The sequence below is a fragment of the Mariniflexile maritimum genome, from assembly GCF_009746565.1.
In the GTDB taxonomy this organism is placed as follows: Bacteria; Bacteroidota; Bacteroidia; order Flavobacteriales; family Flavobacteriaceae; genus Mariniflexile; species Mariniflexile maritimum.
Genome location: NZ_WRPN01000003.1, coordinates 332,088 through 358,975, shown reverse-complemented (window position 1 = coordinate 358,975; position 26,888 = coordinate 332,088). Strand labels below are relative to the sequence as shown.

Here is a 26,888-nt window from a genome sequence, read left to right as displayed (position 1 = left end):
ATATTACAAAAAATATTGATTGTTAAACAGTTATAATTTGTTAAAAATAGGCTTTTAGCTGTACCGTGCCGGTGTGGATGGTTTTGCTGGTTTGGGTTTTCCGCCCAAAATAGCTCAGGTTTAAATCTAAAAACGTGGTTAATTTTTTCTGTGCCAGTAAGCTCCACGTAAAGTTTTTACCGGGTTGCAAACCTTCCAGCATTTGGTACGAAACAGGGGTGTTTGCATTGCCATTGTAGTTGTTTGAAAAATAGTTAAATTCCCCAATTATCGTATTTTTTAGGTTAGATGACAACGTAAAGGACGTACCGTATTTTTGTTGTTTCAAGGTTTCCAGACCACCAATGGTGTTTTCTTTGTTGGCGTATTGGTAGAAAATATCGAACCGCGAATTGTCATTAAACAAATAGGATAGTTTGGGGTTGAAACGGGTTTCATCAAAATTATAATTTTTACTTGCGAAATTTTGGCTTAAACTTTCATTGGTTTCAAATTCAGATTGAAGTGTTATTAACCAACTTTCGGCAATTTTATGATTAAAATTAAACTGATGACTTTGCAAACTATTTTCAATAAAGCCTATAGATAAAATGTTTCTGCTTTTATTTGAAAGATAGGTGTATGATGTAGTGTATCGCTGTTTACCTCGATTTAAAAACAGCACATTTCTAAAATTTAATTGAAGTCCTAATTGGTTTTCTGCATTATTTTCAAACGGATTTAGATTAAAACCACCACCTTCACGTTTTAATTTCCTATCTACCAAATAACTGGTTTGGTTGTAAAAATGCGACCAGAATTTTTGAGTTTTATTTTCACTAACCGCCCATGCCGACGGGTTGATGGTTAGCGTTTGGCTCAACCTATTTTGGTGCGTTTTTATATAGACGCGGTTGGGCAGCAACACACGAATGTACTTTCCTAGGTCTTGAAATTGGGCAATTTCAAACTCTTCCAGTTCTTGAATGCCGTTTTCGTTATAATCAATCCAGGTGTAAGTGCCTTGTCCGGGTTCCACTTCTACATACGTGAAATCCTGTTGTGGCAAGGTGCCCGAATTGGTTTCAAAAAGCGTGTTCCATTGGATGATTTGTTTCAAAAACTTTTGGTTGAATTGCAACCTGGAATTTAGGGATTGTTCATCATTCACGGTTTCATCTTCACTTTTCAAGGTCCTGTAATTAGCGAACAAGGCCAAATTGGTGTTGGTTTTTTGAATGAGCCGTGTGTCTAAATAAAAGGTGTTCGAGGTGTTTACTTTTTGCAATTGGTTGTTCCTGATGCTATCGTTTACACGGTTTTTATAACCAAATTCGGTGAAAATTTTCGTGCTATCGCCCACGCCAAAAAACACTTCGTACGATTTGAATTTCTGGCTCAACGGCGTTAACAGTTGGGTTGCAAGGTCTCTTTGCTCATTGTCTTCAAAAGCCAATTTGCTGCCTACCCAACTTTTTTTCATGCTATATTCAATGCGGTTGTACGACCTTAAAAACTTAGAAGTATTGGTGGTTGCATGTGCATTTAAAAAACTGGAATACGAAGCAATTCTAAATTTATCAAGCATTACATTGGCATTTAAAACATGGCGGTTGCCGTTAAAATTTTCAGAATAGCCCAAATGCTCAAATTGGTAAGTGGCCGTTCCTTTTTTGGGATGGTACATAAAAAGTCCCGATGTAAGCAAGGTTTGGTTGCCAAAATTGGTATTTAAACGGGTGGTGGTAGAATCGTTTAAGTTCCAATCTCTATTAAACTCGGCATTGTACAAACGTTCGATGGTTTTGAAGTTTTTTTGAATGAAGTCGCCATCGGCAAACACATTCAAATTCCATAAACTGTCTTTTTTTATAATATTTTGGGATATTTTTAGTTTCCCTGCAAAGCCATCATTATTGGCATCGTCTAAACTTGAAAACAGGTTTAAGTCGTTTTTGCTGCCCGCTACTTCAAAACCAATAGCTGTTTTTTCGGTGGGATTATAGTTTCCGTTTACCACCGCTATTTGCAGTTTTGTTGGTGCAATCAATTGAACAATGGGTGCATAATTTCCTTGTAAAACCCCTGCATATTCGTAAATATTATTGATGGCGTTGGTGCTGCTCAATACATAATCGCCTTGGTTTGCGCCCACTTGCGAAAAGGTTACTCGGTATAAGGTATCCTCCGGATTGTTTGAAAACACAAAAGCTTCAACACCGCCAACAAGCTCTTTTTTATATAGGATCCGGTTGTCGTTTTGGGTTTCCTCTACTTCGGAAGGTGCTACCATTTGCGTTCTGTCATCGCCAGCTTCAGAAAGAATTTGCACTTGGGCTTCCGATAAATTTTGTTGAAGCGGTTGGTTTTTAGCATCATTTTCAGAATACACAGAAACGCCAATATGTAATTTTTTGCTTTCAAATCTACTGCCGCCATAAGCCACCAATCGGGAGTAATTACGCTCGCTGTATTGGTAATCGATGGTAATGCGCATTTCGGAAGTGATGGGAAATGTGGAATTAAATATAATTTCGCCCGCGTTGTAATCAATAATATAGTCTTTGTCCTCACCACGCTGTACCATCACGCCGTTTACATATACGGTTTCGCTACCCGACACAATAAGCACAAACAATTCGCCGTTTTGCCCTTGCAATTTATACGGGCCTTGGTTGCCTTCTTGTGCTGTAAATTGGCTTCGGGTAAATTGTCCGCGTACCAAAGCACCTGCGGCAAACACACTGGTTTCGGTACCGTCGTCGCCCCATTTTGTGTTTATTGCGAGTCCTTGCACCCGTTTTGAAAAGTTGGCAAAATAGGAACGGGTGTTTTGTAAATCGATATCGCCCGCTCGAATGTTCCATTTATCGCTGTACAATTCAATAAAAACTTGGTCGAATTCATCCAGTCGCTGACTATAACCGCTTTCCTGCAACGGAATATTAGCATCTTGAATGGAGGCTCGCAACGATACTTTTTCACTCAGTTTTCCTGATATTTGAAGGTCCAGTTCGCTATTTAAAACCGAATTTTGGTTGTTGCCAACCGTAACACCACGGGAAATACTTCCAGAAGTTGTTAAACCATCAAATGGGATATACGCCTTCGTGTCGTTGGGTTGTGAAAGCTGATACAGTTTTTGAAGATTATCGGTGTTTTCAACCACCAATTTATCATCCAATTGTTGGTAGATTTTCGTTAAAAACCCCGGAAATTTTAAGTAGTTGATGATGATGGAATCGGTTTCAACAGGTTTTTTCAAAGTTAATAGGGCTTTGCTAAAATCAATATCATAAAATGAAGAATCGATAAGCGTATTGTTTTTAGTTTTAACCGAGAAATAATGGGGGTTTATACTCACGCTATCTATCGCAATAGTTGGGTTTACAGCAACTTTTTTAGTTCTATAATTAGAGTTTTGGTTTTGGGCCGAAGCACAAAATCCAAAAAAAAAGATAAATAGGCAGGTTATAAACTTCATTAGATACTTAAACTGCAAATCGTTTAAAATATTTTGTTACTGGTTTTTGTTAAATGTGCTGTAAAATAATAGTGTAAAAGTAACGCATTATTTATTTTAGCTGAAATTTGATAGGTTTTCAATTTTAAAAAATAAAATCTTCAAGAATTTAAGATGTTTCAATATAAAAATTGATTCTAAATTTTATTAATTATAAAAAAAGCCCTTTCTACTAGAGAGGTTTAGTAAGAGTAATGAAAATAATCTCATACAACGTAAACGGCATCAGGGCAGCCATGGCCAAAGGCTTTGTCGAGTGGTTAAAAAGTGCCAATCCCGATGTTATCTGTTTACAGGAAATCAAAGCGCTAAAGGAACAATTGGATTTAGATGTTTTTGTTGAAGCAGGCTACAAGTACAATTATTGGTTCAGTGCCCAAAAAAAAGGCTACAGCGGTGTTGCCATTTTAAGCAAAACCGAACCCAACCATGTAGAATATGGCACAGGCATTGCCTCGATGGATTTTGAAGGCCGTAACCTGCGTGCCGATTTTGATGGCGTTTCTATAATGAGTCTCTATTTGCCATCAGGCACCAACGATGCACGTTTGGACCATAAATTCGAGTACATGGATCTGTTTCAAGAGTATATAAATAACTTAAAAATCGAGATACCTAATTTAATCATCTGTGGCGATTATAACATTTGCCATGAGGAAATTGATATTCACAACCCCAAAGGGCTGAGTAATGTTTCCGGATTTTTGCCTTCAGAGCGCAAATGGATTGGCGGGTTCATTAATAATGGATTTATCGATTCGTTCAGGCATCTAAACAAAGAGCCAGACAACTATACATGGTGGAGTTACCGCGCCAATGCACGGGCCAATAACAAAGGTTGGCGGTTAGATTACGCCATGGTTTCAAAACCCATACAAGAAAAAATAAAAAGAGCCGTTATACTATCGGATGCAGTGCACAGCGACCATTGCCCCATATTATTGGAAATAGAAAATTAACACAAACCCTAAAATAATTTTTTAAAATGAAAAAAAGAATTTCATTAGTTGCCTTATCATTGGTGCTTGCCTCTTCCTGCGTTTCTCCAAAGATTTACAAAGAATTAGAAGCTAAATATGCTAATTTAAAACAAGAAAACAGAAAACTTGCTAATGAAAATGACGATTTGCTGTATTCAAAAAACGCAGCCGAAACCCAATTAAAACAACTTCAAGCATCTTACAAGGAAGCCGTAGCGCAACGCGATAAATTGCAAGGCGATTATGATGCTGCCAAAGCAAATGTAGATGCGCTAAAAGCATCGTATGATGCGTTGGAAAAAAACAGTTCTGCTGCTATTACCGCCAATTCCCAAAAAAACAGGGAATTATTGGCTGAATTGGAAGCAAAGGAACAAGCTTTGGCCGCCGAAAACCTACGCTTGGATAAACTAAAACAAGAGTTGGCAGACCGTTCAAACCGGGTGGCCGAACTGGAACAAGTGATTGCCGATAAAGATGCCGCCATGACCGCCTTAAAAGATGCCATTTCCAGAGCCTTAACCGATTTTGAGGGGAAAGGCTTAACGGTCGAGCAACGCAACGGCAAGGTATATGTGTCCATGGAAAACAAATTGTTATTCAGCTCCGGCAGTTGGGCGGTAGGCAACGAAGGGCGCAGGGCCGTACAACAATTAGGCACCGTTTTAGCCACCAACCCTGATATTGCCGTTTTAATTGAAGGCCATACCGATAACGTACCCTACCAACCCAATGGTGCGATAACCAGCAATTGGGACCTGTCAACAAAGCGTGCCACGGCAATCGTCGCTATTTTAAGAGAGAACGCTGCCATCAATCCAGAAAATTTAACGGCCGCAGGTCGTGGGGAGTTTGCCCCCATTGCCACCAACGATACCCCCGAAGGCAAAGCCAAAAACAGGCGCATCGAAGTTATTTTAACGCCCAAGTTGGACGAGCTTTCTAGGTTGTTAAATGATAATTGAAAACCGCGTCATTGCGAACTTTTACATTCGGAAAAAAGCGAAGCAATCTTTTAAATTGAACGTCTATCGTGTTTTGTTTAGAGATTAAGCAGATTGCTTCATTCCTCGTAATTACAATTCTTAACACAGTTTTAAACCTTTCGGTTCATTTGCAACTGAAAGGTTTTTTATATTTGGACCCTGCTTTCTAAGAAGTCTAAAAATCTAAAAAGAATCTATCTAAAAACCTAAAATGAAATACACAACCCTACCGCACACTAATATAAAAATAAGTAAAATATGCCTTGGCACCATGACCTGGGGCAACCAAAACACCGAGGCCGAAGGGCATGCGCAACTCGATTATGCACTGGAACAAGGCGTTAACTTTATCGATACCGCCGAAATGTATCCCGTGCCCGCAAGTCCAGAAACCCAAGGTGCCACCAGTAAAATTATTGGCTCCTGGTTAAAAAAAACGGGTCATCGCGATACGGTTGTGTTGGCAAGTAAAATAGTGGGTCGCCCCAGCGATTACACTGCGCATATAAGAACCTCGGGCATTACCCCAAGTTCTGTTGAGGAAGCTGTAAATGCCGAATTAAAGCGTTTGCAAACCGATTATATAGACCTATACCAAATACATTGGCCAGAACGCGAAACCAATACTTTTGGGGTGCGCGATTACAAGCACAACCCCAATGATGCTTGGGAAGATAATTTTAACAACGTGCTGCATGCGTTGGAAGCACAAATTAAATTGGGCAAAATTCGCCATATAGGCATGTCCAACGAAAAGGCTTGGGGTGCCATGCGTTATTTGGAAGAATCAAAAGCCCATAGTTTACCGCGCATGAAAACCATTCAAAACGCCTATTCATTAATAAACCGAGGTTTTGAGGGCGATATGGCCGAAATAGCAATGCGCGAAAATTTGGGTTTGTTGGCCTATTCGCCCATGGCTTTTGGGGTGCTTTCGGGTAAATACATCAAAGACACAGCGGCCGATAATGCCCGTTTAAAACTGTTTCCAAGGTTTGCGCGTTATAGTAGCGAACCATCTACCGAAGCCACAAAGCGCTACCTAAAAATAGCCGAAGCAAACAACATGAACTTGGCTCAAATGAGTTTGGCCTTCGTTACCCAACAGCCTTTTGTAACCAGTAGTATTATTGGCGCTACCAGTTTAGGGCAGTTAAAGGAAAACATTGGAAGCATTAACCTAACATTGAACGACGAGGTATTAAAACAAATTAATGCGGTACATGCTGAAATTCCCAATCCTGCATGCTAACTTTAAGTTGACTTATTAAATTCATAAAAAATACCCAAATTGTTGTTTGGGTATTTTTTATGCCTTAAATTTCCTTTTAACAATAAAATTTTCAAGTTATGACCCGTTACTTTAGTTATATATTTTTAATGCTCACCGTATTTTCTTGTGCTACAAAAACAGCGATTAATACCGATACCATGATTGCTGAAACAGAAAAAAAAGTAGCTGAAATTGATTCAAACAACCAGTTAAAAGAAACCCTTACCGAAGGGGCCTTAACCGACAAAAAAGGTTTTAAGGATGTGGGAACTTTTAAATATACGGTGCTTTTCGATGAGGCTAGCAATGCGTTATTTCGTATTAAAAACGTGGAAATAACCGATAAAACTATCACCGAAACCTATTATTTTTCACATAATGAATTGATTTTCATTCATTCGGAAACCAGTGGTGAGCCCGATAAAAAAATAGTCATCAAAAACAAAAAAGTGATTTCAAGGCAACACGTTACTCCTGAAGAAGAAAAACTGCTTTTAGCGAAAGCGCACCGTTTTCAAAAAACATTCAAAAAAGCCCATACATTTGAATAATTACCTTTAGAAACATTCAAACCGTTTTTTGGGTATTTTCACCATGCTATTTTGGCAAAATTCCTTAATTTCGCACCTCGAAATGAAATTTGATACAATGAGTGCTAAATTCCCTGAATATAAAGGTCTTGACTTGCCAAAAGTAGCCGAAGAAATCCTTGGCTATTGGCAAGAAAACAACATATTTGAAAAAAGTGTTTCTACACGAGAAAACCACCAACCCTTTGTGTTTTTTGAAGGGCCACCTTCCGCAAACGGTTTACCCGGTGTGCACCACGTATTAGCGCGTGCCATTAAGGATATTTTTCCGCGTTACAAAACCATGAAAGGTTATCAAGTAAAACGTAAGGCCGGTTGGGACACCCATGGGTTGCCTATTGAACTGGGCGTAGAAAAAGAATTGGGCATTACCAAAGAAGATATTGGCAAAACCATTTCGGTGGAAGATTATAACGCTGCCTGCCGAAAAGCCGTGATGCGCTACACCGATGTTTGGAACGACCTGACCCAAAAAATGGGTTATTGGGTCGATATGGAAAACCCCTACATTACCTACGAGCCCAAATATATGGAATCGGTTTGGTGGTTGCTGAAACAAATTTACAACAAGCAATTAATTTATAAAGGTTACACGATACAACCCTATTCGCCAAAGGCAGGAACGGGTTTAAGTTCGCACGAATTAAACCAACCGGGAACCTATCAAGATGTAACGGATACAACAATTGTGGCCCAGTTTAAAGCCATTAAAAACACGCTTCCAGATTTTTTACAAAACGAAGGCGATATTCACTTTTTAGCATGGACCACCACGCCTTGGACACTGCCAAGTAATACGGCATTAACCGTTGGCCCAAAAATAGACTATGTGCTGGTTGAAACGTTTAACCAATATACGTTTGAACCCATTAAAGTAGTTTTAGCCAAAAAATTGGTTGCATATCAATTTACCGGAAGGTTTATTCAGGTTGATACCGATGAAGCATTAGCCGCTTACAAACCGGAAGATAAGAAAATTCCGTATAAAATTATTAGTGAATGTATTGGCAAAGATTTAGTAGGCATCAAATATGAGCAATTATTACAGTATGCGTTGCCGAATGACAATCCTGAAAATGCCTTTAGGGTTATTGCGGGCGATTTCGTAACTACCGAAGATGGTACCGGCATTGTACACACCGCACCAACTTTTGGGGCCGATGATGCCTTGGTTGCCAAACAAGCAACCCCCGAAGTGCCTCCCATGTTGGTAAAAGACGAAAATGGAAATTTAGTGCCTTTGGTAGATTTACAAGGGAAATTCCGTGCAGAAATGGGCGAATTCGCTGGTAAATATGTAAAAAATGAATACTACAATGAAGGTGAAGCGCCAGAGCGTTCGGTAGATGTTGAAATAGCCATCAAATTAAAAGAAGAGAACAAAGCCTTCAAGGTTGAAAAATACAAACACAGCTACCCAAACTGTTGGCGCACCGATAAACCGATTCTTTACTACCCTTTAGATTCTTGGTTTATAAAAATAACCGATGTGAAAGAACGCATGTTCGAATTGAACGAAACCATCAACTGGAAGCCAAAGGCAACTGGTACAGGGCGTTTTGGAAACTGGTTGGCCAATGCCAACGATTGGAACTTGTCGCGTTCGCGCTATTGGGGCATTCCGTTGCCCATTTGGAGAACCGAAGACGGGAAAGAGGAAATTTGCATTGGTTCGGTTGAAGAACTAAAAGCTGAAATGCAAAAAGCCGTTTCAGCGGGCGTCCTTTCAAAAGCTATTTTTGCAGATTTTGAAGTGGGCAACAATTCCGAAGAAAATTATGCTAAAATAGATTTGCATAAAAACATAGTTGACACCATCGTTTTGGTTTCAAAAAGTGGGCAGAAAATGTTCCGCGAAAGCGATTTGATTGATGTTTGGTTCGATTCAGGTGCAATGCCTTATGCACAATGGCATTATCCATTTGAAAACAAAAATTTAATTGATAAAGGAACAGCATATCCAGCCGATTTTATCGCCGAAGGCGTCGATCAAACCCGTGGTTGGTTCTATACGCTCCACGCAATTGCAACGATGGTTTTCGATTCGGTGGCGTATAAAAACGTGGTATCCAACGGTTTGGTGTTGGATAAAAACGGTCAAAAAATGTCGAAACGCCTTGGTAATGCCATCGACCCATTTGAAACCCTTAAAACCTATGGTGCCGATGCAACCCGTTGGTACATGATTGCCAACGCAAACCCGTGGGATAATTTAAAGTTTGATTTGGAAGGCATTGAGGAAGTAAAACGCAAGTTCTTCGGCACGCTCTATAATACCTATTCGTTCTTTCAGTTGTACGCCAATTTGGATAATTTTACCTATGCAGAGGCGGATGTTCCTATACAAGAACGCCCAGAAATAGACCGTTGGATCCTTTCGGAACTGAACACATTGATTAAAAAAGTAGATGTGTTTTATGCCGATTACGAGCCTACCAAAGTGGCGCGGGCCATATCAGATTTTACACAAGATTATTTAAGTAACTGGTATGTGCGTTTGTGCCGAAGACGTTTCTGGAAAGGCGAGTACGGCCAAGATAAAATTTCGGCGTTCCAAACCCTTTATACCTGCATGGTAAGCATTGCAAAATTGGGCGCGCCCATCGCTCCGTTTTTTATGGATAGATTGTATCTGGATTTGAATTTGGCCACCCAAAAAGAAACCTTTGAAAGTGTGCATTTAGCTGAATTTCCGGTATTTGATGAAGCGTTGGTGGATAAATCGTTGGAGCGAAAAATGGAAGCGGCGCAAACCATTTCATCGTTAGTGCTGTCGTTACGTGCCAAGGAAAAGATAAAAGTGCGCCAACCCCTTCAAAAAATCATGATTCCCATTGCCAATCCTCAGCAAAAAGAAGAGATTTTGGCGGTTTCCGATTTAATAAAACACGAAGTCAATATCAAGGAAATCGAGCTCTTGGAAGAAGCTTCAGACATCTTGGTAAAACAGATAAAACCTAATTTCAAAACCCTAGGCCCACGCTTTGGAAAAGACATGAAAGCCATTGCTGGAGCAGTTACTAACTTTTCAGCAGAAGATATTAACAAAATAGAACAAAATGGCGTTTTGGATATTGAAGTTAACGGAAAAAATTTAACTTTAGCCCTTGATGATGTGGAAATTACATCGCAAGATATTGAAGGTTGGTTGGTAGCCAATGAAGGCAGTTTAACCGTTGCACTGGATATAACCATTACCGACGAATTGCGAAAGGAAGGCATTGCACGCGAGCTTGTAAACCGTATTCAAAACCTGCGTAAAGACTCTGGGTTTGAAGTAACCGATAGGATAGATGTTAAATTACAAAATGATGTGCAGATTAATACGGCCATAATCGCAAATATGTCGTATATTAAGGCTGAAACATTGACCGAGGATTTGGAAATTATCGAAAAATTAGAAAGTGGTATAGAAATTGTCTTTGATGATGTAAATACCAAGTTATTCATACAAAAACATTAACATTATGAGTTTAGATTTGAACGTAAGATATTCTGATAAAGATTTAGCGGAATTTAAAGAACTAATACAAGACAAAATAGTGAAGGCACAACATGATTTGGAACTTATTAAAAGTGCCTACATGAACAACCACAATAATGGTACCGATGATACCTCGCCCACATTTAAGGCCTTTGATGAAGGCAGTGAAGTGATGAGCAAAGAATCGAACTCGCAATTGGCCATTAGGCAAGAAAAGTTTATTCGCGATTTAAAAAACGCCTTAATCCGTATAGAAAACAAAACCTACGGCGTTTGCAGGGTTACAGGGAAATTAATAGCCAAGGAACGCCTAAAATTGGTGCCCCACGCTACGTTAAGCATTGAGGCCAAAAATATGCAGCAATAATAATTTTTAAATGATATATTTGAAACGTCTCATTTTGGGACGTTTTTTATTTTAACAGATTATAGCATAATGTCCTTAAAAAAATCAATTTTTCTCATTGTCATTATCTTGCTTATCGACCAAATAAGTAAGTTTTACATCAAGACCCACTTTAAGCTTCAGGACAGCATCGAGGTATTTAGTTGGTTTCAAATTTATTTTATCGAAAACGAAGGAATGGCATGGGGAACAAAACTCAGCGATTTTGTGTCTTTTATTTCTGAAAGGAATGCCAAAATAGCCTTAACCGTTTTCAGGATTGTTGCCATTTTTGGTATTGGCTATTGGTTGTACGATGCCACTAAAAATAAGGCCTCCAAGGTTTTGTTGGTAGCCATTGCCCTTATTTTTGCAGGAGCTTTAGGCAATATTATCGACTCGGTTTTTTACGGTGTTTTGTTCGACCATAGTTATAACCAAGTAGCAACCTTTATGCCCGAAGCAGGAGGCTACGATACTATTTTACATGGCCACGTGGTTGATATGCTTTATTTTCCGTTGTTTGAAATCGATTTGCCTACGTGGTTTCCTATTGGTGGTGGCAAGCGTTTCAATTTTTTTGAACCCGTTTTTAACTTGGCCGATATGGCGATAAGCACTGGGTTTATCATGCTTATTGTGTTTAATAAAAAGGCATTTCCCAAAAAATAATTTTTTGCTTAATAAACGCTAATCCGTAAGTATTTTTTCATAAATTTAGTTTTTTAACATTAAAAATTTGTTTATGGCCTATCGTTTCTGTGCAGTAATTTCATTTATAATCTTTCATTTAACGCTTACGGCCCAAACGAAATACAACATAGTTTTCCCTGGCAACGATAGGGATGTTGTTTGCCAACAATGCACCCAAACATTTGCGCAAAAACCAAAAGAAGTACAGTTTTCGGTTGTTAGAGAAAATGACAACTTATATTTTCAAGTAAACGATAAAGCGTGGTTTAACCAGCTTTTTAAAAACCCAACCGATGGCATTGCCGTTGATGTGGTTTCAAAAGAATGTTATGGTTGTTTGGAGATACGCTTGGGAAACCCTCAAATTAAAGGGGAATTACTAAAGCCTATTTATACAACAAATTTAAAAAGCGGCCTAAAACCGTATGCAAACCAACTGTTTCGTGTGTTCGTTGGAAAAATACCCAATACTTTGATAAACAAAGAACTGGAATTCAATATTTTGTTTTTAACAAACAATAATCTATGCCGATATAATACCATTTACCATTTAGAATCTTACCCTTGGGATTTGTTGGATATGGGTATGTATTTGGATTCTTTAACCTATAATCCAAAAAAAGTTAAACCCATTATGGATGAAGGGTTTGTAATGAAGTACAAAACCTTAAAGTTTAAAATTCCATTCAAAAAGAATAAATCGGAATATTCACAGCAGGATATTAAACCTATTTATGATTCGTTAAGGTTAACCGATTATAACATAAAAACCATCAAAATTAAGGCCTATTCTTCGGTTGAAGGATCTGTTGAAAGAAACCTTGAGCTTCAGCAACAACGTGCCAACAGCATTGTTGCCGCTTTACAAAGTTTTCAAAAACCAACTATTAAAACGGACGTTTCTTCCTCTGAAAATTGGGTGGAATTTTTAAATGATATAAAAGGAACGCCCCACGACAATTTAAAAAACCTCACAAAAAAAGAAATTAAAGTGAAGTTGGATGCTAACCTTTCCACGGCATTGGAGCCTATTTTAAAACATCATAGAAAAGCTCTTTTAGAGTTGGAGCTAGAAAAAAAAGATACTTATAAAAACATGCCACCCGATGTATTGTTGGCCCAATTTCATACGGCAATAACTTCACAGGAACTAGAAAAAGCGATGGAAATACAAAATTCTATTTTTGAGAAAATAAAAGAAAAAGAGATAACGCCCGATTTTTTACGAAAAATGGAAATTCCGAAGCAATCGAAATTCGTAAAAATATTCAATAAAAATGCGGCCTTTAGGAGTATGCAAGATGTAAGGCAATCATTAATTGTTTACAATGAGTTGTTGGAACTTGAAAAATTAGCCCCCAATAATGGCGAAGTGAAATATAATATTGCCGCCATTAAAATAATTTTATGGAGAAATAAAGCGGTTGAGGTTGAGCCAAACAAACTTATAAGCCAAATTAATGCATTAAAAAATTATAAAATTGATGCATCCTTAATTGATAGAATGTTGGTGAACATCCATATTATAAAAGCAGAAACATTGATGCAGCAAAGAGATTATGCGAATAAGGATAAATCGGTTGCATTTATTAATTCCACGTATAAAAATTTTCCGCTTTCAGATTATGATTATTTAAGCTTAGCGCAATTTTTCAGTTATTATGCCAACACGGATTTGTCGGTGAAATTACTTGAGAATAAAGCAAAAAGCATCGATATTGATGAAGACCTATTATTTTATTATCTAAATTTAACGCTCATCGACAAGCAGTTAACGCAAGATGAAAATTATAGGACCATCATGCTTAATGCCATTAACATCAATAAAGCCCGTTTTTGTAAATTGTTCAATTCTATTGATAGGGGAGGCGTTACATTCCAATTATTGGAAGATGATTATTTGAGCGACACCTATTGCGAGAATTGCGAAAATTAAAACCTATAAATTGATTTTGTAGTTACACAATAATCCAAACGGATATCGCTTTCGTAAACATCAAAAATTTCAGCTTCAGCCTCAAAAAACGATAAACCTATTTTTATGGTTTTTGGGTTGCAATGTGCTAAAAAACGGTCATAAAAACCTTTGCCATAACCTACGCGGTTTCCCTTTTTATCAAAAGCTAAAAGCGGTATAAAAACTACTTCAATCTTATCGTTTGGAATTTCAATGCCATCAACAGGCTCTGGGATGTTGTGTTGATTTTTTTTTATAATTGTATTATCGGTTAGCAAGAAATTTGTCATAGTGCCCGTTTCAAAATCACTTTTTGAAATAACAACGTGCTTATCTTTTCCCGAAAGGATATTCAAAATACAATCGGTATTCACTTCTTTTTGTTCTTCAATCGCTAAAAAAATGTGATAAAAAGAAAAGTTCCAAATAGGTAATTTTAAAAGTTGATTGGCAATGGAAATGCTAAAAGCATCAATTTGTGAAGTTGACAACGCTTTGCGAAGGGTTTTGTATTTTTTTCGTAAGGTGCTTTTGGTCATCTTTTAAAATTTTTAATCTTTAACCCCGTCAGGGTTCAAAACCCTGACGGGGTTAACTTATCTAACGTTTAAGTTTTGTTGTAATATGAAACAGCGCATCGCCTTGATATACAATGGGCGATTCGTTCACATTAATAATATAACCGGCATTTTGTGCTTTTACGGCATGGTTTAATTTTCCATAAGGGTCGGTAATTTGGCCTAAAACCTCTCCTTTTTTTACATGGCTGCCAATGGCAATGGTAGCACTAAACATGCCCGAAAAACTTGCGCGTTGCCAGCGGCTTTCATTAATAAAAACGGTATCTTTTTTGGGTTTTGAAACCTTGTGGTTCGTATTTAACATTCCCAAATGTTTTAAAATGCGTTTTGAGCCGTTAACGCCGTGGTTGGCAATGGTTTCATCAATGTGAAACGATTTGCCGCCTTCAAAAAGCAGCATGGGCTTTCCTAATTTGTAGCACGCATCTCGGAAGGATTTGGTTAGGTTTTTTGAATAAAGCACAAATGGTGCTGCAAAGGCTTTGGCCAACTCGTTGAGGTGCCTGTTTTCTTTGGAAATGCGTATTTGAGGCGCGTTAAACCTGCCCGAACCGCCAGTGTGGAAATCGATGATATAATCCACATGGGGCACAATATCGTGCACTAATTTATGGGCCACCCTACTAGCCAAAGACCCATCGACCGTACCGGGAAATACCCGGTTTAAATCCCTGCCATCGGGGAATTCGCGCTTCAAGTTTATAAATCCAAAAATATTAATAACCGGTATGCAAATAATGGTGCCCATTTTGGGTTTGTTAATGCCCTTGGCAATCAATTGCCGTACAATTTCAACACCATTTACTTCATCGCCATGAATACCGGCGGTAAACAATACAATGGGCCCGGGTTTATGGGCACGTTCAATAATAATAGGTACGTTTACGGGCGATGCGGTATGTAAATTGGCAACATCAAAATTAATCTCTTTGCTTTCGCCCGGATAAATGTTCGTTTCCTGAATGGTTAAAATGTGGTTTGGTGCTGCCATTCTATTTTAATGTTTTTTCGTGTTTGTTATTATGGGACTTGTTTTTTTTAGTTTAGTTACGTCGGCTTTTTTCAATATAAGCAATAATGCTCTTGGCTATGTTCTTGTTGGTCGCTTCCTCAATGCCTTCAAGTCCGGGTGTAGAATTGACTTCCAAAAGCAAGGGTCCACGTGCCGATTGTAGCATATCCACGCCACAAACGGGCAGTTTTAGCACCCTGGCGGCATTGATGGCCAATCGCAATTCTGCATCATTTAGTTTGATGATGTTGGCGGTGCCGCCACGGTGCAAATTCGACCTAAATTCACCTTCTTTTCCTTGGCGTTTCATGGCGCCAATTACTTGACCATCAACAATAAGTGCTCGAATATCGGCACCTTTGGCTTCCTTTATAAATTCTTGTACAATAACGCGTGCTTCTAAACCATTAAAGGCTTCCAAAACCGATTCGGCAGCGTTTTTTGTTTCGGCCAAAACCACGCCCAATCCTTGCGTGCCTTCCAATAATTTAATAATTACGGGCACACCGCCCACATGTTCTATCACTTCTTCAACATCGCGCGAGTAGTTGGTAAAAACGGTTTTTGGCATGCCAATACCTGCCTTACTTAGGCGTTGCAAACTGCGCAGTTTGTCGCGGGAACGCTGAATGGCATCGGAAGTGGCGATGGTAAACACGTTCATCATTTCAAATTGGCGCACTACGGCACAACCGTAAAAGGTAATGGAAGCGCCAATTCTGGGGATAACGGCATCTACATAATCCAAATAGCGGTCTTTATAATAAATGGTGGGTTTTTCCCTTTCAATAATAATATCGCATTTTAAAGGGTCTATAACTTCCATTTTATGCCCTCTTTTTTCGCCTTCTTCAACAAGTCTATCCGTGGAATATAGATTTGAGTTTCTGGATAAAATAACTATGTTCATAAGGTTTTTGTGTTGTATGAAACATTTTCCAAATCGACATCAACCATAAATTTGCGTTTTAAAAATTGCCTGCCAATTAAAACGGGGAATCTCATGTCGTCGCGAGTGCTTAACGTTAGGTTGATTTTGTAGGTCTTTCCAAAAAAAATGACTTCAGATTTTACTTTGTAACGGTTCTCTTTCAAACCATTACTGCTTTTTACGGTGGTACGCGAATAATCGTTAAAAGTGATTTCGGTTTTGCCAAAATTTTTATGTTCGTCGCTGTTAAAAACGCATCGCAAGGTATTGTTTTCTTCAATAATTTCAGAATAATGAATGGTTGAGGTGTAAGCTCCGGTATCAATTTTAACATCGATATTGTAGAGTTCCAACTTCGGAAAATCTATTTTATCAACCCGTCCAATTATTTTTTTGTTCATTTTATGTTTTAAAAAGGTGTCGCAATGTACCAATTTAGTTATTTATATGATGAATTTGTACTGAAAGTTTAACAGATTTCCCGCGAGGTATTTCATCGTTAAAAAATTTAAAATAATTATCTTTGGGTAATGGACAAACCTACGCTCGATATCCAACTACAAACCCTGCCAAACCAACCGGGAGTGTATCAATATTATGATGCCGATGGCACGATTATTTACGTTGGAAAAGCCAAAAACCTAAAAAAACGGGTCAGTTCCTATTTTACCAAAACCCACGATAACGGAAAAACACGTGTACTGGTTAATAAAATTGCCACCATAAAGCATATTGTGGTCGCTACCGAAACCGATGCGCTGTTGCTGGAAAACAACCTCATTAAAAAGTATCAGCCCAAATACAACGTCATGTTGAAAGACGATAAGTCGTACCCCTGGATCTGTGTAAAGAACGAGCGTTTTCCCAGAGTTTTTTCAACCCGCCGCGTTATTAAAGATGGTTCTGAATATTTCGGGCCCTATACCAGCATGAAAACCGTTTCAACATTATTGGAATTGATAAAAGGCCTGTACTCACTGCGGAATTGCAACTACGATTTATCGGAACCCAAAATTGAAGCGGGCAAGTACAAAGTGTGTTTGGAGTACCATTTAGGAAATTGTAAAGGGCCTTGTGAGGGTTTGCAAACCGAAGAGGGCTACAATGAAGGCATTAAAGCCATTAAGGAAATTTTAAAAGGAAATTTTAAGGATTCCCTGCACCACTTTAAACAGCAAATGAGGCAATGTGCCGAAGCCATGCATTTTGAAGAGGCCCAAAAAATTAAGGAAAAAATTGAGGTTCTTGAAAATTACCAATCAAAATCCACCATTGTAAACCCGAAAATTAGCAATGTGGATGTGTTCACCATTATGAGCGATGAAAGTTTTGGTTACGTGAACTTTTTACAGCTATCGCATGGTTCCATTATTCGGGCGCATACCCTGGAAATCAAGAAAAAACTAGACGAGACCGATGTGGAATTACTGGAGTTGGCAATTACCGAAATCCGTCAACGTTTTCATTCCAAATCAAAAGAAATTTATGTACCTTTTAAAGTTGAAATTGGGGAAGACATAAAGGTAACCGTACCGCAGTTGGGCGACAAAAAGCACATCCTGGATTTATCGCTAAGAAACGCCAAATATTACAGGATGGAACGTTTTAAACAAGATAAAATCGTGGACCCCGACCGGCATGCCAACCGCATTATGGCACAAATGAAAGCCGATTTACGTTTGCATGAAGAACCACGGCATATTGAGTGTTTCGATAACTCGAATATACAGGGCACCAACCCCGTAGCGGCCTGTGTGGTGTTTAAAAACGGGAAGCCCAGTAAAAAGGATTACCGGCATTTTAATATTAAAACCGTAGAAGGGCCCGACGATTTTGCTTCGATGGAAGAAGTGGTTTACAGGCGTTACAAACGTATGTTGGATGAAGCTCAACCCTTACCGCAGCTCATCATCATCGATGGGGGCAAAGGGCAGTTAGGTTCGGCATTAAAAAGTTTGGAAGCACTGGGTTTAAGAGGAAAAATAGCCATTATCGGTATTGCGAAACGTTTGGAAGAATTATTTTATCCAAGCGATCCAATTCCACTATATTTAGATAAAAAAAGTGAAACCTTAAAAGTGATCCAGCAGTTGCGTAACGAAGCGCATCGTTTTGGTATAGAGCACCATAGGAATAAGCGAAGTAAAAGTGCCTTAAATACCGAGTTGGAAACCATTCCGGGTATTGGCGAAAAAACAGTGGTTGATTTGTTAAAACATTTTAAATCGGCCAAACGCGTTGCCAATGCAAAGTTGGATGAGCTGGAGCCTATTATTGGCGTTTCGCGTGCAGAGAAAGTATATAATTACTATCAAAATAACTAAAAGAATGTAAGTAGCCCAATGCCAACAAGTAGAGAGATATAAACCATCCATTGAAAACCAAAACCATCATAGTAGCCCTATTTATGCTTGCTTTGTTTTCCGCGAAAGCGCAAAACGATAGCTTAAAAACCAACGCGCCAAAAATTGGGTTGGTATTAAGCGGCGGTGGTGCCAAAGGGTTGGCACATATTGGCGTTCTAAAGGTAATTGACAGTTTAGGCATAAAAATCGATTATGTGGCAGGAACCAGCATGGGCGCTATTATTGGCGCACTTTATGCCTCTGGTTATACGGGAAATCAGCTTGATTCCATTTTTAGGGAAGTTGATTTTAACCGACTCATAAACGATGATTTGCCAAGGGCTTCCAAAGCGTTTTATGAACGTACAAATTCTGAAAAATATGCCGTTACGCTACCCTTTGAAAATTTTAAGATCAATTTGCCTTCTGCCTTGTCCCGGGGGCAAAACACGTATGGCCTGTTGTCCAGGTTAACCTTGCACGTTAACGGTATTACCGATTTTGATAAATTGCCCATTCCATTTTTCTGTATAGCAACCAACATCGAAACCGGAAAAGCGGTGGTGCTCGATAAGGGCAATTTAGCACAGGCTGTAATGGCCAGTGGCGCGTTGCCCTCATTGTTTCAGCCCGTACTAATTAACGGCGAGGTGTTGGTTGATGGCGGCGTGGTTAACAATTATCCCATTGATGAATTGCGTGAAAAAGGGATGGACGTTATTATTGGGGTTGATGTTCAAGACGGGTTGGCGAAAAGGGAGGAACTGGCATCTGCACTCGACGTATTGGCACAAATAAACAATTTCAGAACCATTAACGACATGAAATTGAAGGTTAAAAAAACCGATATTTATATAAAACCAGACATTAAGGAGTATAGTGTGGTTTCGTTTAGCGAAGGTTCCAAAATAATTGAAAACGGGAAACAGGCAACCAACTACAAGATGGACGATTTAAAAAAACTGGTACGTCCCATAAAGTTAAAAAATACCTCTAAATTAAAAATTGTGCACCATGATAGTATTACAATCAATACCATAGTTATAAAGGGAAACAATAAATATACGCGTGCTTATATTTTAGGAAAGCTTAAATTTAAAAACAATGAAAAAATTAGTTATCAAGATTTTAACCTGGGCATTAACAATTTAGTTGCCACCAATAACTTTAGCTCCATTGAATACGAATTATTAAGCACCGAAGATAAACAAGGTTACAACCTTATAGCCAACCTAAAGGAACTGGAAACAAGTACTTTTTTAAAGTTAGGATTGCATTTTGACGATTTGTACAAAAGTGCTGCACTAGTAAACCTAACAAAAAAAAGATGGTTGTTTGATAATGACGTTGCCTCACTAGATGTAATTTTAGGCGATAATGTGCGCTATAATTTTGAGTATTTTATTGACAATGGTTTTTATTGGAGCGTGGGCTTTAAATCCAGATACCACCAGTTTAACAAAGACATCAATGCAAAATTGTTGTTGGATGATGCACAGATATCCTCTACTGGCATCAATAAAATAGATGCCGAACTGCAAGACCAAACCAACCAATTTTATGTGCAAACCCTGTTTAGAAAAGACTTTGCGCTAAGCCTTGGTGCAGAACATAAACGCTTGGAAATTAAAACCCAAACGCTTGCAACCAACAACAAAACAAATGAATTTATATTTGAAAGCACCGATTATTTGAGCGTTTTTGGAGGTTTAAAACTAGATTCTTACGATAATAAATATTTTCCAAAGCGAGGCGTGTACTTTAATGGCGATTTGCACATGTACCTGTATGCTTCGCATTTTAACCAAGAGTTTGATAATTTTTCAATCGCTAAGGCCGATATGGGGTATGCTTTTAGTATAACCGATAAATTGGCAATTAATTTACAAATGGGCGGCGGTTTTAAAATTGGCAATAAAGCTACCAGGAAGTTGGATTTTGCCCTTGGCGGAAACGGAAACAACCTAATAAATAATTTTGTGCCATTTGTTGGTTACGATTTTATTTCCCTTACGGGGAACAGTTATGTAAAAACATTTTTAAGTGCCGATTACGAGGTTTTTAAAAAGAACCACATTACCCTTGAAGGCAATTGGGCAAACGTTGAAGACGATATTTTTGAATCTGGCAAGTGGTTTACGTTGCCCAATTATAACGGGTACGCGCTAGGGTATGCCATTGAAACCTTTTTGGGCCCGATACAGGCAAAATTTAGTTATACACCCGATAGGCAGCAAACCTATTGGTTTTTTAATGTAGGGTTTTGGTTTTAATGGGCACACTTTCATTTTTAACAAAAGCTTCATTTGCAAATACTTCTTAAACCAAACACCCCTAAACAAAAAAGCATCCCAATCTTCTGTTAAGAAAAAAGGAAAGCTTCTCATTGGTTTAACTACTTAAACCTTTAGCAAACACGAGGTGTTTACTAACAACACAACTTCTTTAAAGTGCCAAAAAAAGCCCTAATCTCTTAGAGCTTCTTTAGCAATACTTGCGGTCTGGACGGGACTCGAACCCGCGACCTTCGCCGTGACAGGGCGACATTCTAACCAACTGAACTACCAGACCGTTGCATTATTGCGGTTGCAAATATACACGCCTTTTTTAATATGTCAAACCTTTTTTTTGTATTTTTTATTTTTTTTTCATCTTATGTTTCAACGCACTAAATTACAGCCCCATAACCAATTTTGTGTTTTTTCAATTTCTGTTATTAAAAAGGCTTTTGGTTAAACAAACTTTTTACGTTCTATCATGTAGGTTGTTAAAATGGTGTTGAAATCTTTGTTTGTATCGGCCTCCACATACTTGATCTTGTATTGTAAACATTTAAGTTTTAAAGCTTCAAAATACTGCGTTACGGCTTTGGTATAATTTTCTTTAATGGTATCGGCATATAAATTTATGTATTCGCCCGTTTCCACATCAATAAAGCGCTTTGGCTTATTATCAAAGCTGAAGGCCAATTCTTTTTGTTTATCAAATACATGGAACAGAATAACCTCATGCTTGTTGTATTTTAAATGGCGAAGCGCTTCAAATAGTTTGGTTTCTTCTTCGGAAGTTTGAAACATATCGGTAAATAAAAAAATCATGGAACGTTTGTGTATTTTTTCGGCTATCTCATGCAAATACTTGTACGTTTCGGTTTGTTTGTTTTTCGGGGTCGAAATAAGGGCCTCACTTAAATGGTTTAACAGCATTTGGTGGTGGCGCTCGCTGCCTTTTTCGGGGGCATAATAATCGTAGGCATCGCTATATATGCTTAAGCCAACCGCATCGCGTTGTTTTTTTAAAATATGCATTAAGGAAGCGGACGCCAATACCGAAAAGCCAATTTTATTGAGATGCTCAATTGAAAATGTGCGCATTTCTGGAAAGTGCATCGAACTGCTGTTGTCGAGTATGATATGGCACCGTAAATTGGTTTCATCGTCATAACGCTTGATGTATAGTTTTTCGGTTTTTGCGAATAATTTCCAATCAATATGGCGGGTGCTTTCGCCTTTGTTGTATATTTTGTGTTCGGCAAATTCGGATGAAAACCCATGAAACGGACTTTTATGCAAGCCAGCTATAAAACCCTCGACCACTTGTTTTGCAAGCAGTTCCAGGTTTTTGAAACCTTCCGTTTTATTAAGTTCGTTTTGTAAGTTCATAAGCCTCACCACCCTCACCAAAGAGGAGGAACACCCTTTTGGGTATAATCTTAATTATTTGGGAATTCTCGAAGGCAGGGGCCTTTTCAGAGGGCTACTTTATCAACAATTCCATAGGCAACCGATTCTTCCGCACCCATCCAATGGTCGCGGTTAAAATCCTTCATTATTTTTTCAAAGGTTTGGCCGCAATTATCTGCCAAAATGTGGGCGCTCAATTCTTTGGTTATGATGATTTCTTTGGCGGTAATTTCAATATCGCTGGCTTGTCCACTGGCGCCTCCACTGGGTTGATGTATCATCACACGTGCATGGGGCTGTATAAAGCGTTTTCCTTTTTGTCCTGCCGATAAAATGATAGAGCCCATAGACGCCGCAAACCCGGTGCAAATTGTTGAGACCTCACTTTTCAATGATTTCATACAATCGTAAATCGCAAATCCGGAGGTAACGTAACCGCCTGGGCTGTTAATGTACAAATGGATGTCCTTGGTTTCAAGGGCATCTAAGTATAATAACCTATCTATTACATGTTTGGCAGATTTGTCATCTACTTGTCCCCATAAAAAAACTTTGCGTTGTTCAATTAATTTGCTGTCAATGGCATCTTGAATTTTTGTTTTATCACTCATTTTCTTCTAATTTTTATCTAAAATAAAAAAAAGGTTCACCAAATGGCAAACCTTTTTTGTTTTCTTTTTTATATGGATTATAAAAGTGCGTCAATAGCTTCTGTGTAAGCGTTTTTAGGTGCAACACCCACTTGTCTGCCAACCACTTCGCCATTTTGGAACACCAACACCGTAGGGATGTTGCGCACGCCGTATTTTGCTGCAAATTCTTGGTTAGCATCTACATCTACTTTGCCAACAACGGCTTTTCCTTCGTACTCCTCGCTTATTTGTTCAATGATAGGGCCTACCATTCTACATGGGCCGCACCAAGCTGCCCAAAAATCGACCAAAACAGGTTTGCTGCTTTTTAAAACTGTTTCTTCAAATGTTGCATCTGTTATTTCTAATGCCATAATGTGTATGTTTTTAATTCGTGTTCTGTTTTACTTTACAAAATTAGTCAAAAAAATTACTAAATATTGAAAGGTAATATTTGTTTTATTTATAGCCTAATTGTTTATGGCTATGTAGTGGTAAATTGCAATTTAAGAAAAAAAATCGGTATTCTATAAATTAAATGAAGCACCCAAATTAATGGTAAACTGGTTGAATAATTTTTCGCCCGCATCTAAGGTATCGGTATTGTATTTTGCAAATGGCACATTTAGTTCTGTATAAATGCCAAAACCATCAGAAAAAAAGTAGCGTGCGCCTAAATGACCACCAAAATTTTTAAGGCTCAGGTTTAAACCTGGGTAAACATCAAAATTTTCGTCAACATTTATAACGTTCCCCAAGTTGGCGTTAAAGCGCCCTTTTACATCAAAGCGATCGCCAAAACTAGCAGAAACAGTATCGTTAAGCCCTAATGCATACGATGACGATACGCCTATTGATATGTTTTCGCCCAAACCAAAATCGTAACTTATGTTAATGCCGGTTGCATTGTCTTGAAAACTGGTGCCTAACTGTAATTTGTTATCGCCGCTACCTTTATAAGCTTGGGCGTTAACAAACGACGCACAAAGAAGGACTGCCAATAAAATTAATTTTTTCATGATTTGAGATTAAATGTAAGTGTGCAAAGATACCATAAGTTATTTAAGAAACTATTTTTTTATGGGTGTTTAAAATAGCTTGTTGGTTTTTCCAATCTATCCATTTCTGGCCTTTAAAACGGCGCATGGCATTATCAAAATGGCGCATTACAAAAAGGTTGTAAACGGCTAGACCAAAGTTTTTTGGGTTTCGTGCAATAGCGCGCAAACTCATGGAAAACCCTGGGGTTAGGTAACGCATGTAGTGCCAGTAGCCTTCGGGCATATACAGTACTTCGCCATGGTTAAGTTCGGTGCTGTAGCCTTGTGCGTGTTTAAGCATGGGCCATTTTTTAAAGTCGGGGTTTGCAAAGTCAATATCTTCGCGGGTAATTAGGGAGTGCGGTACTTTGTACAGGTACTTGTTCTGTTTTTGGTCGAACAGGATGATCTGTTTTTTTCCTTCAAAATGAAAATGGAAAATGTTTGCCAAATCAATATCATAATGCATGAACGTATAAGAATCGCGCCCGCCAAAAAACAGCATGGGGATGCCTTTCATGAGGCGTAACCCGAAATCGGGAAACGAGAAATCGTTTTGTAGCTGGGGCAGTTCCTTAATGGCGTTCCATAAAAAAATGCGGTACCTGGTGGGCTCGCGTTTTAACAAATCGATATAATCGGCCAATTTCATTTTGGCGTGGGGTTGGTTAAAGCCATCTTTATAATCAACCGGTCGATCGTCGTAAAGAGGTACGGTAAGATCGCCCCCAATGGTTTTCATATAGTCTAGGTTCCATTTGGTGAAGGCTGGCCAGTGCTCGATAAAACGTTCAATAACCACTGGTTTTTGTGGTTTGAAGTAGTGTTTTAAAAAATCCTCTTTGCTAATGGTTTTTACACGAGGAATATCTTGCAGATTTAATTTCAACGGTTAAAAATTTAGAACGGTCAAAGTTAATAAATCCTTAGCAAATTGTCATCTAATTTACGTGTTACACTTTAGTTAAAATTATACCGTAGGCCAAAAAGCAGGTTGCCCTTTGGCATGGGTATTAAATTGGCTTCACTGTAGTCGGCATTAAAAATATTGTTTGCCATTAAGGTTATTTCAAATGGTTTTAAGGTTAATGCTACCGAGGCATCCCACACGTTATAGCTGGTGCCCGTTGTTCTTTCGGCGTGTTTGTAAACTATGTTTTGGCTCAAGTTTTTAATTAATTGGGAACTAAAACGGCCGGTTATTTGGTGCTTTAACGAGTTAATGGCATATTTTGAAAAATTCACGTTTAAGGATTTTACCTGGTCGTCTAAATAGGTGTAGCCTAATGAAATGCTTTGGTTGAAATGAGTTAGTTTAAAAGTGTACGAGCTATTAATTTCCAGACCTTTGGTGTTTAAGTCCCTAATGTTAACGGGTTGCCATTTATCGGCTTCATTTTCTTTTATAAAATCTATTAACTTGCTGGCATCCCTATTGAAAAGTGCTGCGGAAATTGAAAAAGTAGGCGAAAAATATTTTAATCCAATCTCTTCCGAAAGGGCCTCTTCAGGGTTTAGGTTTTCGTTTCCAATATTGCTTGGGCCGTTATAATACAAATCGGTATAAGTGGGAATTCTGTAAGTATAGCCCATGTTTCCGTACACTTTTAAATTGGGGTTTAAGCGGTAGCCCATATCAATGCCCGGGAATGCGTGAAACTTAAAATCGGAAAAATAGGTTACGGCAACACCGGGGGTTATGTCCAGTTTATCGTTGGCTAGTTTAAACAAATGCTCTAAAAATAGATTCGCCATAAATCGATTCCTGTTGCCCAAACCGCCCGTGGTGCCATCGCTTCTTAAATAAGTTTTCGATATATCGATGCCAAAACCGGTAATGCCCGCGCTGGATGTGTAGGAAGCATTTACCTCGGTGCCCATTTTATCGCTAATATGGAAATTCCTGAAAGCAGCGGGGTTTTGGCGAACATACAGGTACGCGTCTTGGTTGCGTTTCCAGTAAATGCGTGGTTTGATGCTTAGTTTTTCGGTTGAAAAATCCGTTGAAAAACCAATCAGGCTATTTTGGGTTTCTTCATATTGGTTGATGGCCGTTGGAATAGCATAAAACCCATTGGCGCCAAATTTACGTTCGGTGAAGGTGGCAATCATTTCAATAGCTTTTCTTTTTTTGTTGAAGATGCTTTTTATGAAATAATTTTGGTTGTCGTAGTCGGTATTGTAACGGTATCCATCCGAAGTATTGCGGTTCACATGAATTAGGTGCGACGCGTTTTCCAAATTGGAAGTTACCGTAACCGAAGCGTTTAACTGTTTGTACGATCCTGTTTCGATGGCTGCAGATCCGCCGTTATCCAGTTTTTTTTTCGTAACGATATTGATTGCGCCCGTAAAGGCATTTTGGCCGAAAACGCGTGCAGCAGGGCCTTTTATAATTTCAACACGGTCAATAACATCGAGGGGCAAAGTGGCGTTTAAGGTATGGTGGCCTGTTTGCGCATCGTCCATTTTAATGCCGTCAATAAGGATGAGGGTTTGGTCGAAACTGCCACCCCGAATGTACAAATCGGCCTGCGTACCACCCGTACCTTGGCGTTTTACATCGATGCCCGCAACTTGCTGCAACACATCTGTTAAGGTGCTGGCGGCACTATTTTTTATGCTTTCTGAAGAAATGATTGAAATGGTGCGCGAGTTTTCCGGAAACGGTAAGTTAATACGGGTTGAAGTAATAACGACCTCGCCAAGTTTGGTGGTATCTTGTTCTTTATGCTGATTGTTTTGGGCAGTTCCCGGTAGCGAACATAAAATTAATAAGCCTAGGCAATAAATGCGTGTCATAAATAATGGTTG

21 protein-coding genes and 1 tRNA gene are annotated in these 26,888 nt (G+C 38.7%); 10 read left to right on the top strand and 12 right to left on the bottom strand.

Features of this window, described 5'->3' with window-relative positions; all coding sequences use genetic code 11:
• Window positions 1-40: 40 nt before the first annotated feature.
• On the bottom strand, window positions 41-3,463 hold the full coding sequence (locus GQO80_RS06860; protein WP_157207594.1) for a hypothetical protein: 3,423 nt from the start codon (window positions 3,461-3,463) through the stop codon (window positions 41-43).
• 233 nt (window positions 3,464-3,696) lie between these two features.
• Here GQO80_RS06860 and GQO80_RS06855 point away from each other — a divergent pair, with 233 nt between their 5' ends.
• From GQO80_RS06855 to GQO80_RS06820, 8 genes are all read left to right on the top strand, one after another.
• A complete protein-coding gene (locus GQO80_RS06855; protein WP_157207593.1) occupies window positions 3,697-4,461 on the top strand; it encodes an exodeoxyribonuclease III in 765 nt (254 codons plus the stop codon).
• A 26-nt stretch (window positions 4,462-4,487) separates the two neighbouring features.
• Window positions 4,488-5,447 carry an OmpA family protein gene (locus GQO80_RS06850; RefSeq protein WP_157207592.1) on the top strand — a complete coding sequence of 320 codons (960 nt, stop codon included), beginning with the start codon at window positions 4,488-4,490 and terminating at the stop codon, window positions 5,445-5,447.
• Between the two features lie 232 nt (window positions 5,448-5,679).
• Window positions 5,680-6,720, top strand: a complete 1,041-nt coding sequence (locus GQO80_RS06845) for an aldo/keto reductase (RefSeq protein WP_157207591.1) — start codon at window positions 5,680-5,682, stop codon at window positions 6,718-6,720.
• A 98-nt stretch (window positions 6,721-6,818) separates the two neighbouring features.
• Window positions 6,819-7,292 carry a hypothetical protein gene (locus GQO80_RS06840; protein ID WP_157207590.1) on the top strand — a complete coding sequence of 158 codons (474 nt, stop codon included), beginning with the start codon at window positions 6,819-6,821 and terminating at the stop codon, window positions 7,290-7,292.
• Between the two features lie 97 nt (window positions 7,293-7,389).
• Entirely contained in the window at window positions 7,390-10,794 is a 3,405-nt protein-coding gene (gene ileS / locus GQO80_RS06835) for an isoleucine--tRNA ligase (RefSeq protein ID WP_157207589.1), read from the top strand.
• Between the two features lie 4 nt (window positions 10,795-10,798).
• A complete protein-coding gene (locus tag GQO80_RS06830; RefSeq protein WP_157207588.1) occupies window positions 10,799-11,182 on the top strand; it encodes a TraR/DksA family transcriptional regulator in 384 nt (127 codons plus the stop codon).
• A gap of 69 nt (window positions 11,183-11,251) precedes the next feature.
• On the top strand, window positions 11,252-11,872 hold the full coding sequence (locus GQO80_RS06825) for a lipoprotein signal peptidase (protein ID WP_157207587.1): 621 nt from the start codon (window positions 11,252-11,254) through the stop codon (window positions 11,870-11,872).
• Window positions 11,873-11,945: 73 nt separating this feature from the next.
• The gene (locus GQO80_RS06820; RefSeq protein ID WP_157207586.1) at window positions 11,946-13,829 is read left to right on the top strand and encodes an OmpA family protein; all 1,884 of its coding nucleotides are present in this window, start codon (window positions 11,946-11,948) and stop codon (window positions 13,827-13,829) included.
• Here GQO80_RS06820 and GQO80_RS06815 read toward each other — a convergent pair.
• From GQO80_RS06815 to GQO80_RS06800, 4 genes are all read right to left on the bottom strand, one after another.
• Window positions 13,826-14,389: a 5-formyltetrahydrofolate cyclo-ligase gene (locus GQO80_RS06815; RefSeq protein ID WP_157207585.1), complete on the bottom strand. Its 564-nt coding sequence runs from the start codon at window positions 14,387-14,389 to the stop codon at window positions 13,826-13,828. The genes GQO80_RS06820 and GQO80_RS06815 overlap by 4 nt on opposite strands.
• A gap of 61 nt (window positions 14,390-14,450) precedes the next feature.
• On the bottom strand, window positions 14,451-15,422 hold the full coding sequence (locus GQO80_RS06810) for a succinylglutamate desuccinylase/aspartoacylase family protein (protein WP_157207584.1): 972 nt from the start codon (window positions 15,420-15,422) through the stop codon (window positions 14,451-14,453).
• A gap of 52 nt (window positions 15,423-15,474) precedes the next feature.
• Window positions 15,475-16,353 (bottom strand): 30S ribosomal protein S6--L-glutamate ligase, encoded by an 879-nt coding sequence (gene rimK, locus GQO80_RS06805; protein WP_157207583.1) that lies wholly within the window; start codon window positions 16,351-16,353, stop codon window positions 15,475-15,477.
• On the bottom strand, window positions 16,350-16,775 hold the full coding sequence (locus tag GQO80_RS06800) for an ATP-dependent zinc protease family protein (protein ID WP_157207582.1): 426 nt from the start codon (window positions 16,773-16,775) through the stop codon (window positions 16,350-16,352). Before GQO80_RS06800 ends, rimK begins: the two co-directional genes overlap by 4 nt.
• A gap of 129 nt (window positions 16,776-16,904) precedes the next feature.
• Between GQO80_RS06800 and uvrC the strand changes: the two genes are divergently transcribed.
• Together uvrC and GQO80_RS06790 are read left to right on the top strand one after the other, a co-directional pair.
• Window positions 16,905-18,698, top strand: coding sequence for an excinuclease ABC subunit UvrC (gene uvrC, locus GQO80_RS06795; protein ID WP_157207581.1), 1,794 nt, complete (start codon window positions 16,905-16,907; stop codon window positions 18,696-18,698).
• An 83-nt stretch (window positions 18,699-18,781) separates the two neighbouring features.
• Entirely contained in the window at window positions 18,782-20,992 is a 2,211-nt protein-coding gene (locus GQO80_RS06790) for a patatin-like phospholipase family protein (protein WP_157207655.1), read from the top strand.
• Between the two features lie 224 nt (window positions 20,993-21,216).
• Here the strand turns inward: GQO80_RS06790 and GQO80_RS06785 are convergent.
• The 7 genes from GQO80_RS06785 to GQO80_RS06755 form a co-directional block, all read right to left on the bottom strand.
• A tRNA-Asp gene (locus GQO80_RS06785) sits at window positions 21,217-21,290 on the bottom strand.
• Between the two features lie 161 nt (window positions 21,291-21,451).
• Window positions 21,452-22,381, bottom strand: coding sequence for a DUF58 domain-containing protein (locus tag GQO80_RS06780; RefSeq protein WP_157207580.1), 930 nt, complete (start codon window positions 22,379-22,381; stop codon window positions 21,452-21,454).
• Window positions 22,382-22,467: 86 nt separating this feature from the next.
• Window positions 22,468-23,013: a ClpP family protease gene (locus GQO80_RS06775; protein WP_157207579.1), complete on the bottom strand. Its 546-nt coding sequence runs from the start codon at window positions 23,011-23,013 to the stop codon at window positions 22,468-22,470.
• Window positions 23,014-23,090: 77 nt separating this feature from the next.
• Entirely contained in the window at window positions 23,091-23,408 is a 318-nt protein-coding gene (trxA, locus tag GQO80_RS06770) for a thioredoxin (RefSeq protein ID WP_157207578.1), read from the bottom strand.
• A 153-nt stretch (window positions 23,409-23,561) separates the two neighbouring features.
• Complete coding sequence (locus GQO80_RS06765; RefSeq protein ID WP_157207577.1) at window positions 23,562-24,053, bottom strand: DUF6646 family protein; 492 nt, start codon at window positions 24,051-24,053, stop codon at window positions 23,562-23,564.
• A gap of 43 nt (window positions 24,054-24,096) precedes the next feature.
• Window positions 24,097-24,963 carry a cupin-like domain-containing protein gene (locus tag GQO80_RS06760; protein WP_157207576.1) on the bottom strand — a complete coding sequence of 289 codons (867 nt, stop codon included), beginning with the start codon at window positions 24,961-24,963 and terminating at the stop codon, window positions 24,097-24,099.
• A 71-nt stretch (window positions 24,964-25,034) separates the two neighbouring features.
• Window positions 25,035-26,876 carry a TonB-dependent receptor plug domain-containing protein gene (locus GQO80_RS06755; protein WP_157207575.1) on the bottom strand — a complete coding sequence of 614 codons (1,842 nt, stop codon included), beginning with the start codon at window positions 26,874-26,876 and terminating at the stop codon, window positions 25,035-25,037.
• Between the last annotated feature and the right edge of the window lie 12 nt (window positions 26,877-26,888).

Bases quoted from the DNA above. Each gene is read 5' to 3' on its own strand.
- GQO80_RS06860 (WP_157207594.1), bottom strand. From the start codon at position 3,463: ATGAAGTTTATAACCTGCCTATTTATCTTTTTTTTTGGATTTTGTGCT.
- GQO80_RS06855 (WP_157207593.1), top strand. From the start codon at position 3,697: ATGAAAATAATCTCATACAACGTAAACGGCATCAGGGCAGCCATGGCC.
- GQO80_RS06850 (WP_157207592.1), top strand. From the start codon at position 4,488: ATGAAAAAAAGAATTTCATTAGTTGCCTTATCATTGGTGCTTGCCTCT.
- GQO80_RS06845 (WP_157207591.1), top strand. From the start codon at position 5,680: ATGAAATACACAACCCTACCGCACACTAATATAAAAATAAGTAAAATA.
- GQO80_RS06840 (WP_157207590.1), top strand. From the start codon at position 6,819: ATGACCCGTTACTTTAGTTATATATTTTTAATGCTCACCGTATTTTCT.
- ileS (WP_157207589.1), top strand. From the start codon at position 7,390: ATGAGTGCTAAATTCCCTGAATATAAAGGTCTTGACTTGCCAAAAGTA.
- GQO80_RS06830 (WP_157207588.1), top strand. From the start codon at position 10,799: ATGAGTTTAGATTTGAACGTAAGATATTCTGATAAAGATTTAGCGGAA.
- GQO80_RS06825 (WP_157207587.1), top strand. From the start codon at position 11,252: ATGTCCTTAAAAAAATCAATTTTTCTCATTGTCATTATCTTGCTTATC.
- GQO80_RS06820 (WP_157207586.1), top strand. From the start codon at position 11,946: ATGGCCTATCGTTTCTGTGCAGTAATTTCATTTATAATCTTTCATTTA.
- GQO80_RS06815 (WP_157207585.1), bottom strand. From the start codon at position 14,389: ATGACCAAAAGCACCTTACGAAAAAAATACAAAACCCTTCGCAAAGCG.
- GQO80_RS06810 (WP_157207584.1), bottom strand. From the start codon at position 15,422: ATGGCAGCACCAAACCACATTTTAACCATTCAGGAAACGAACATTTAT.
- rimK (WP_157207583.1), bottom strand. From the start codon at position 16,353: ATGAACATAGTTATTTTATCCAGAAACTCAAATCTATATTCCACGGAT.
- GQO80_RS06800 (WP_157207582.1), bottom strand. From the start codon at position 16,775: ATGAACAAAAAAATAATTGGACGGGTTGATAAAATAGATTTTCCGAAG.
- uvrC (WP_157207581.1), top strand. From the start codon at position 16,905: ATGGACAAACCTACGCTCGATATCCAACTACAAACCCTGCCAAACCAA.
- GQO80_RS06790 (WP_157207655.1), top strand. From the start codon at position 18,782: ATGCTTGCTTTGTTTTCCGCGAAAGCGCAAAACGATAGCTTAAAAACC.
- GQO80_RS06780 (WP_157207580.1), bottom strand. From the start codon at position 22,381: ATGAACTTACAAAACGAACTTAATAAAACGGAAGGTTTCAAAAACCTG.
- GQO80_RS06775 (WP_157207579.1), bottom strand. From the start codon at position 23,013: ATGAGTGATAAAACAAAAATTCAAGATGCCATTGACAGCAAATTAATT.
- trxA (WP_157207578.1), bottom strand. From the start codon at position 23,408: ATGGCATTAGAAATAACAGATGCAACATTTGAAGAAACAGTTTTAAAA.
- GQO80_RS06765 (WP_157207577.1), bottom strand. From the start codon at position 24,053: ATGAAAAAATTAATTTTATTGGCAGTCCTTCTTTGTGCGTCGTTTGTT.
- GQO80_RS06755 (WP_157207575.1), bottom strand. From the start codon at position 26,876: ATGACACGCATTTATTGCCTAGGCTTATTAATTTTATGTTCGCTACCG.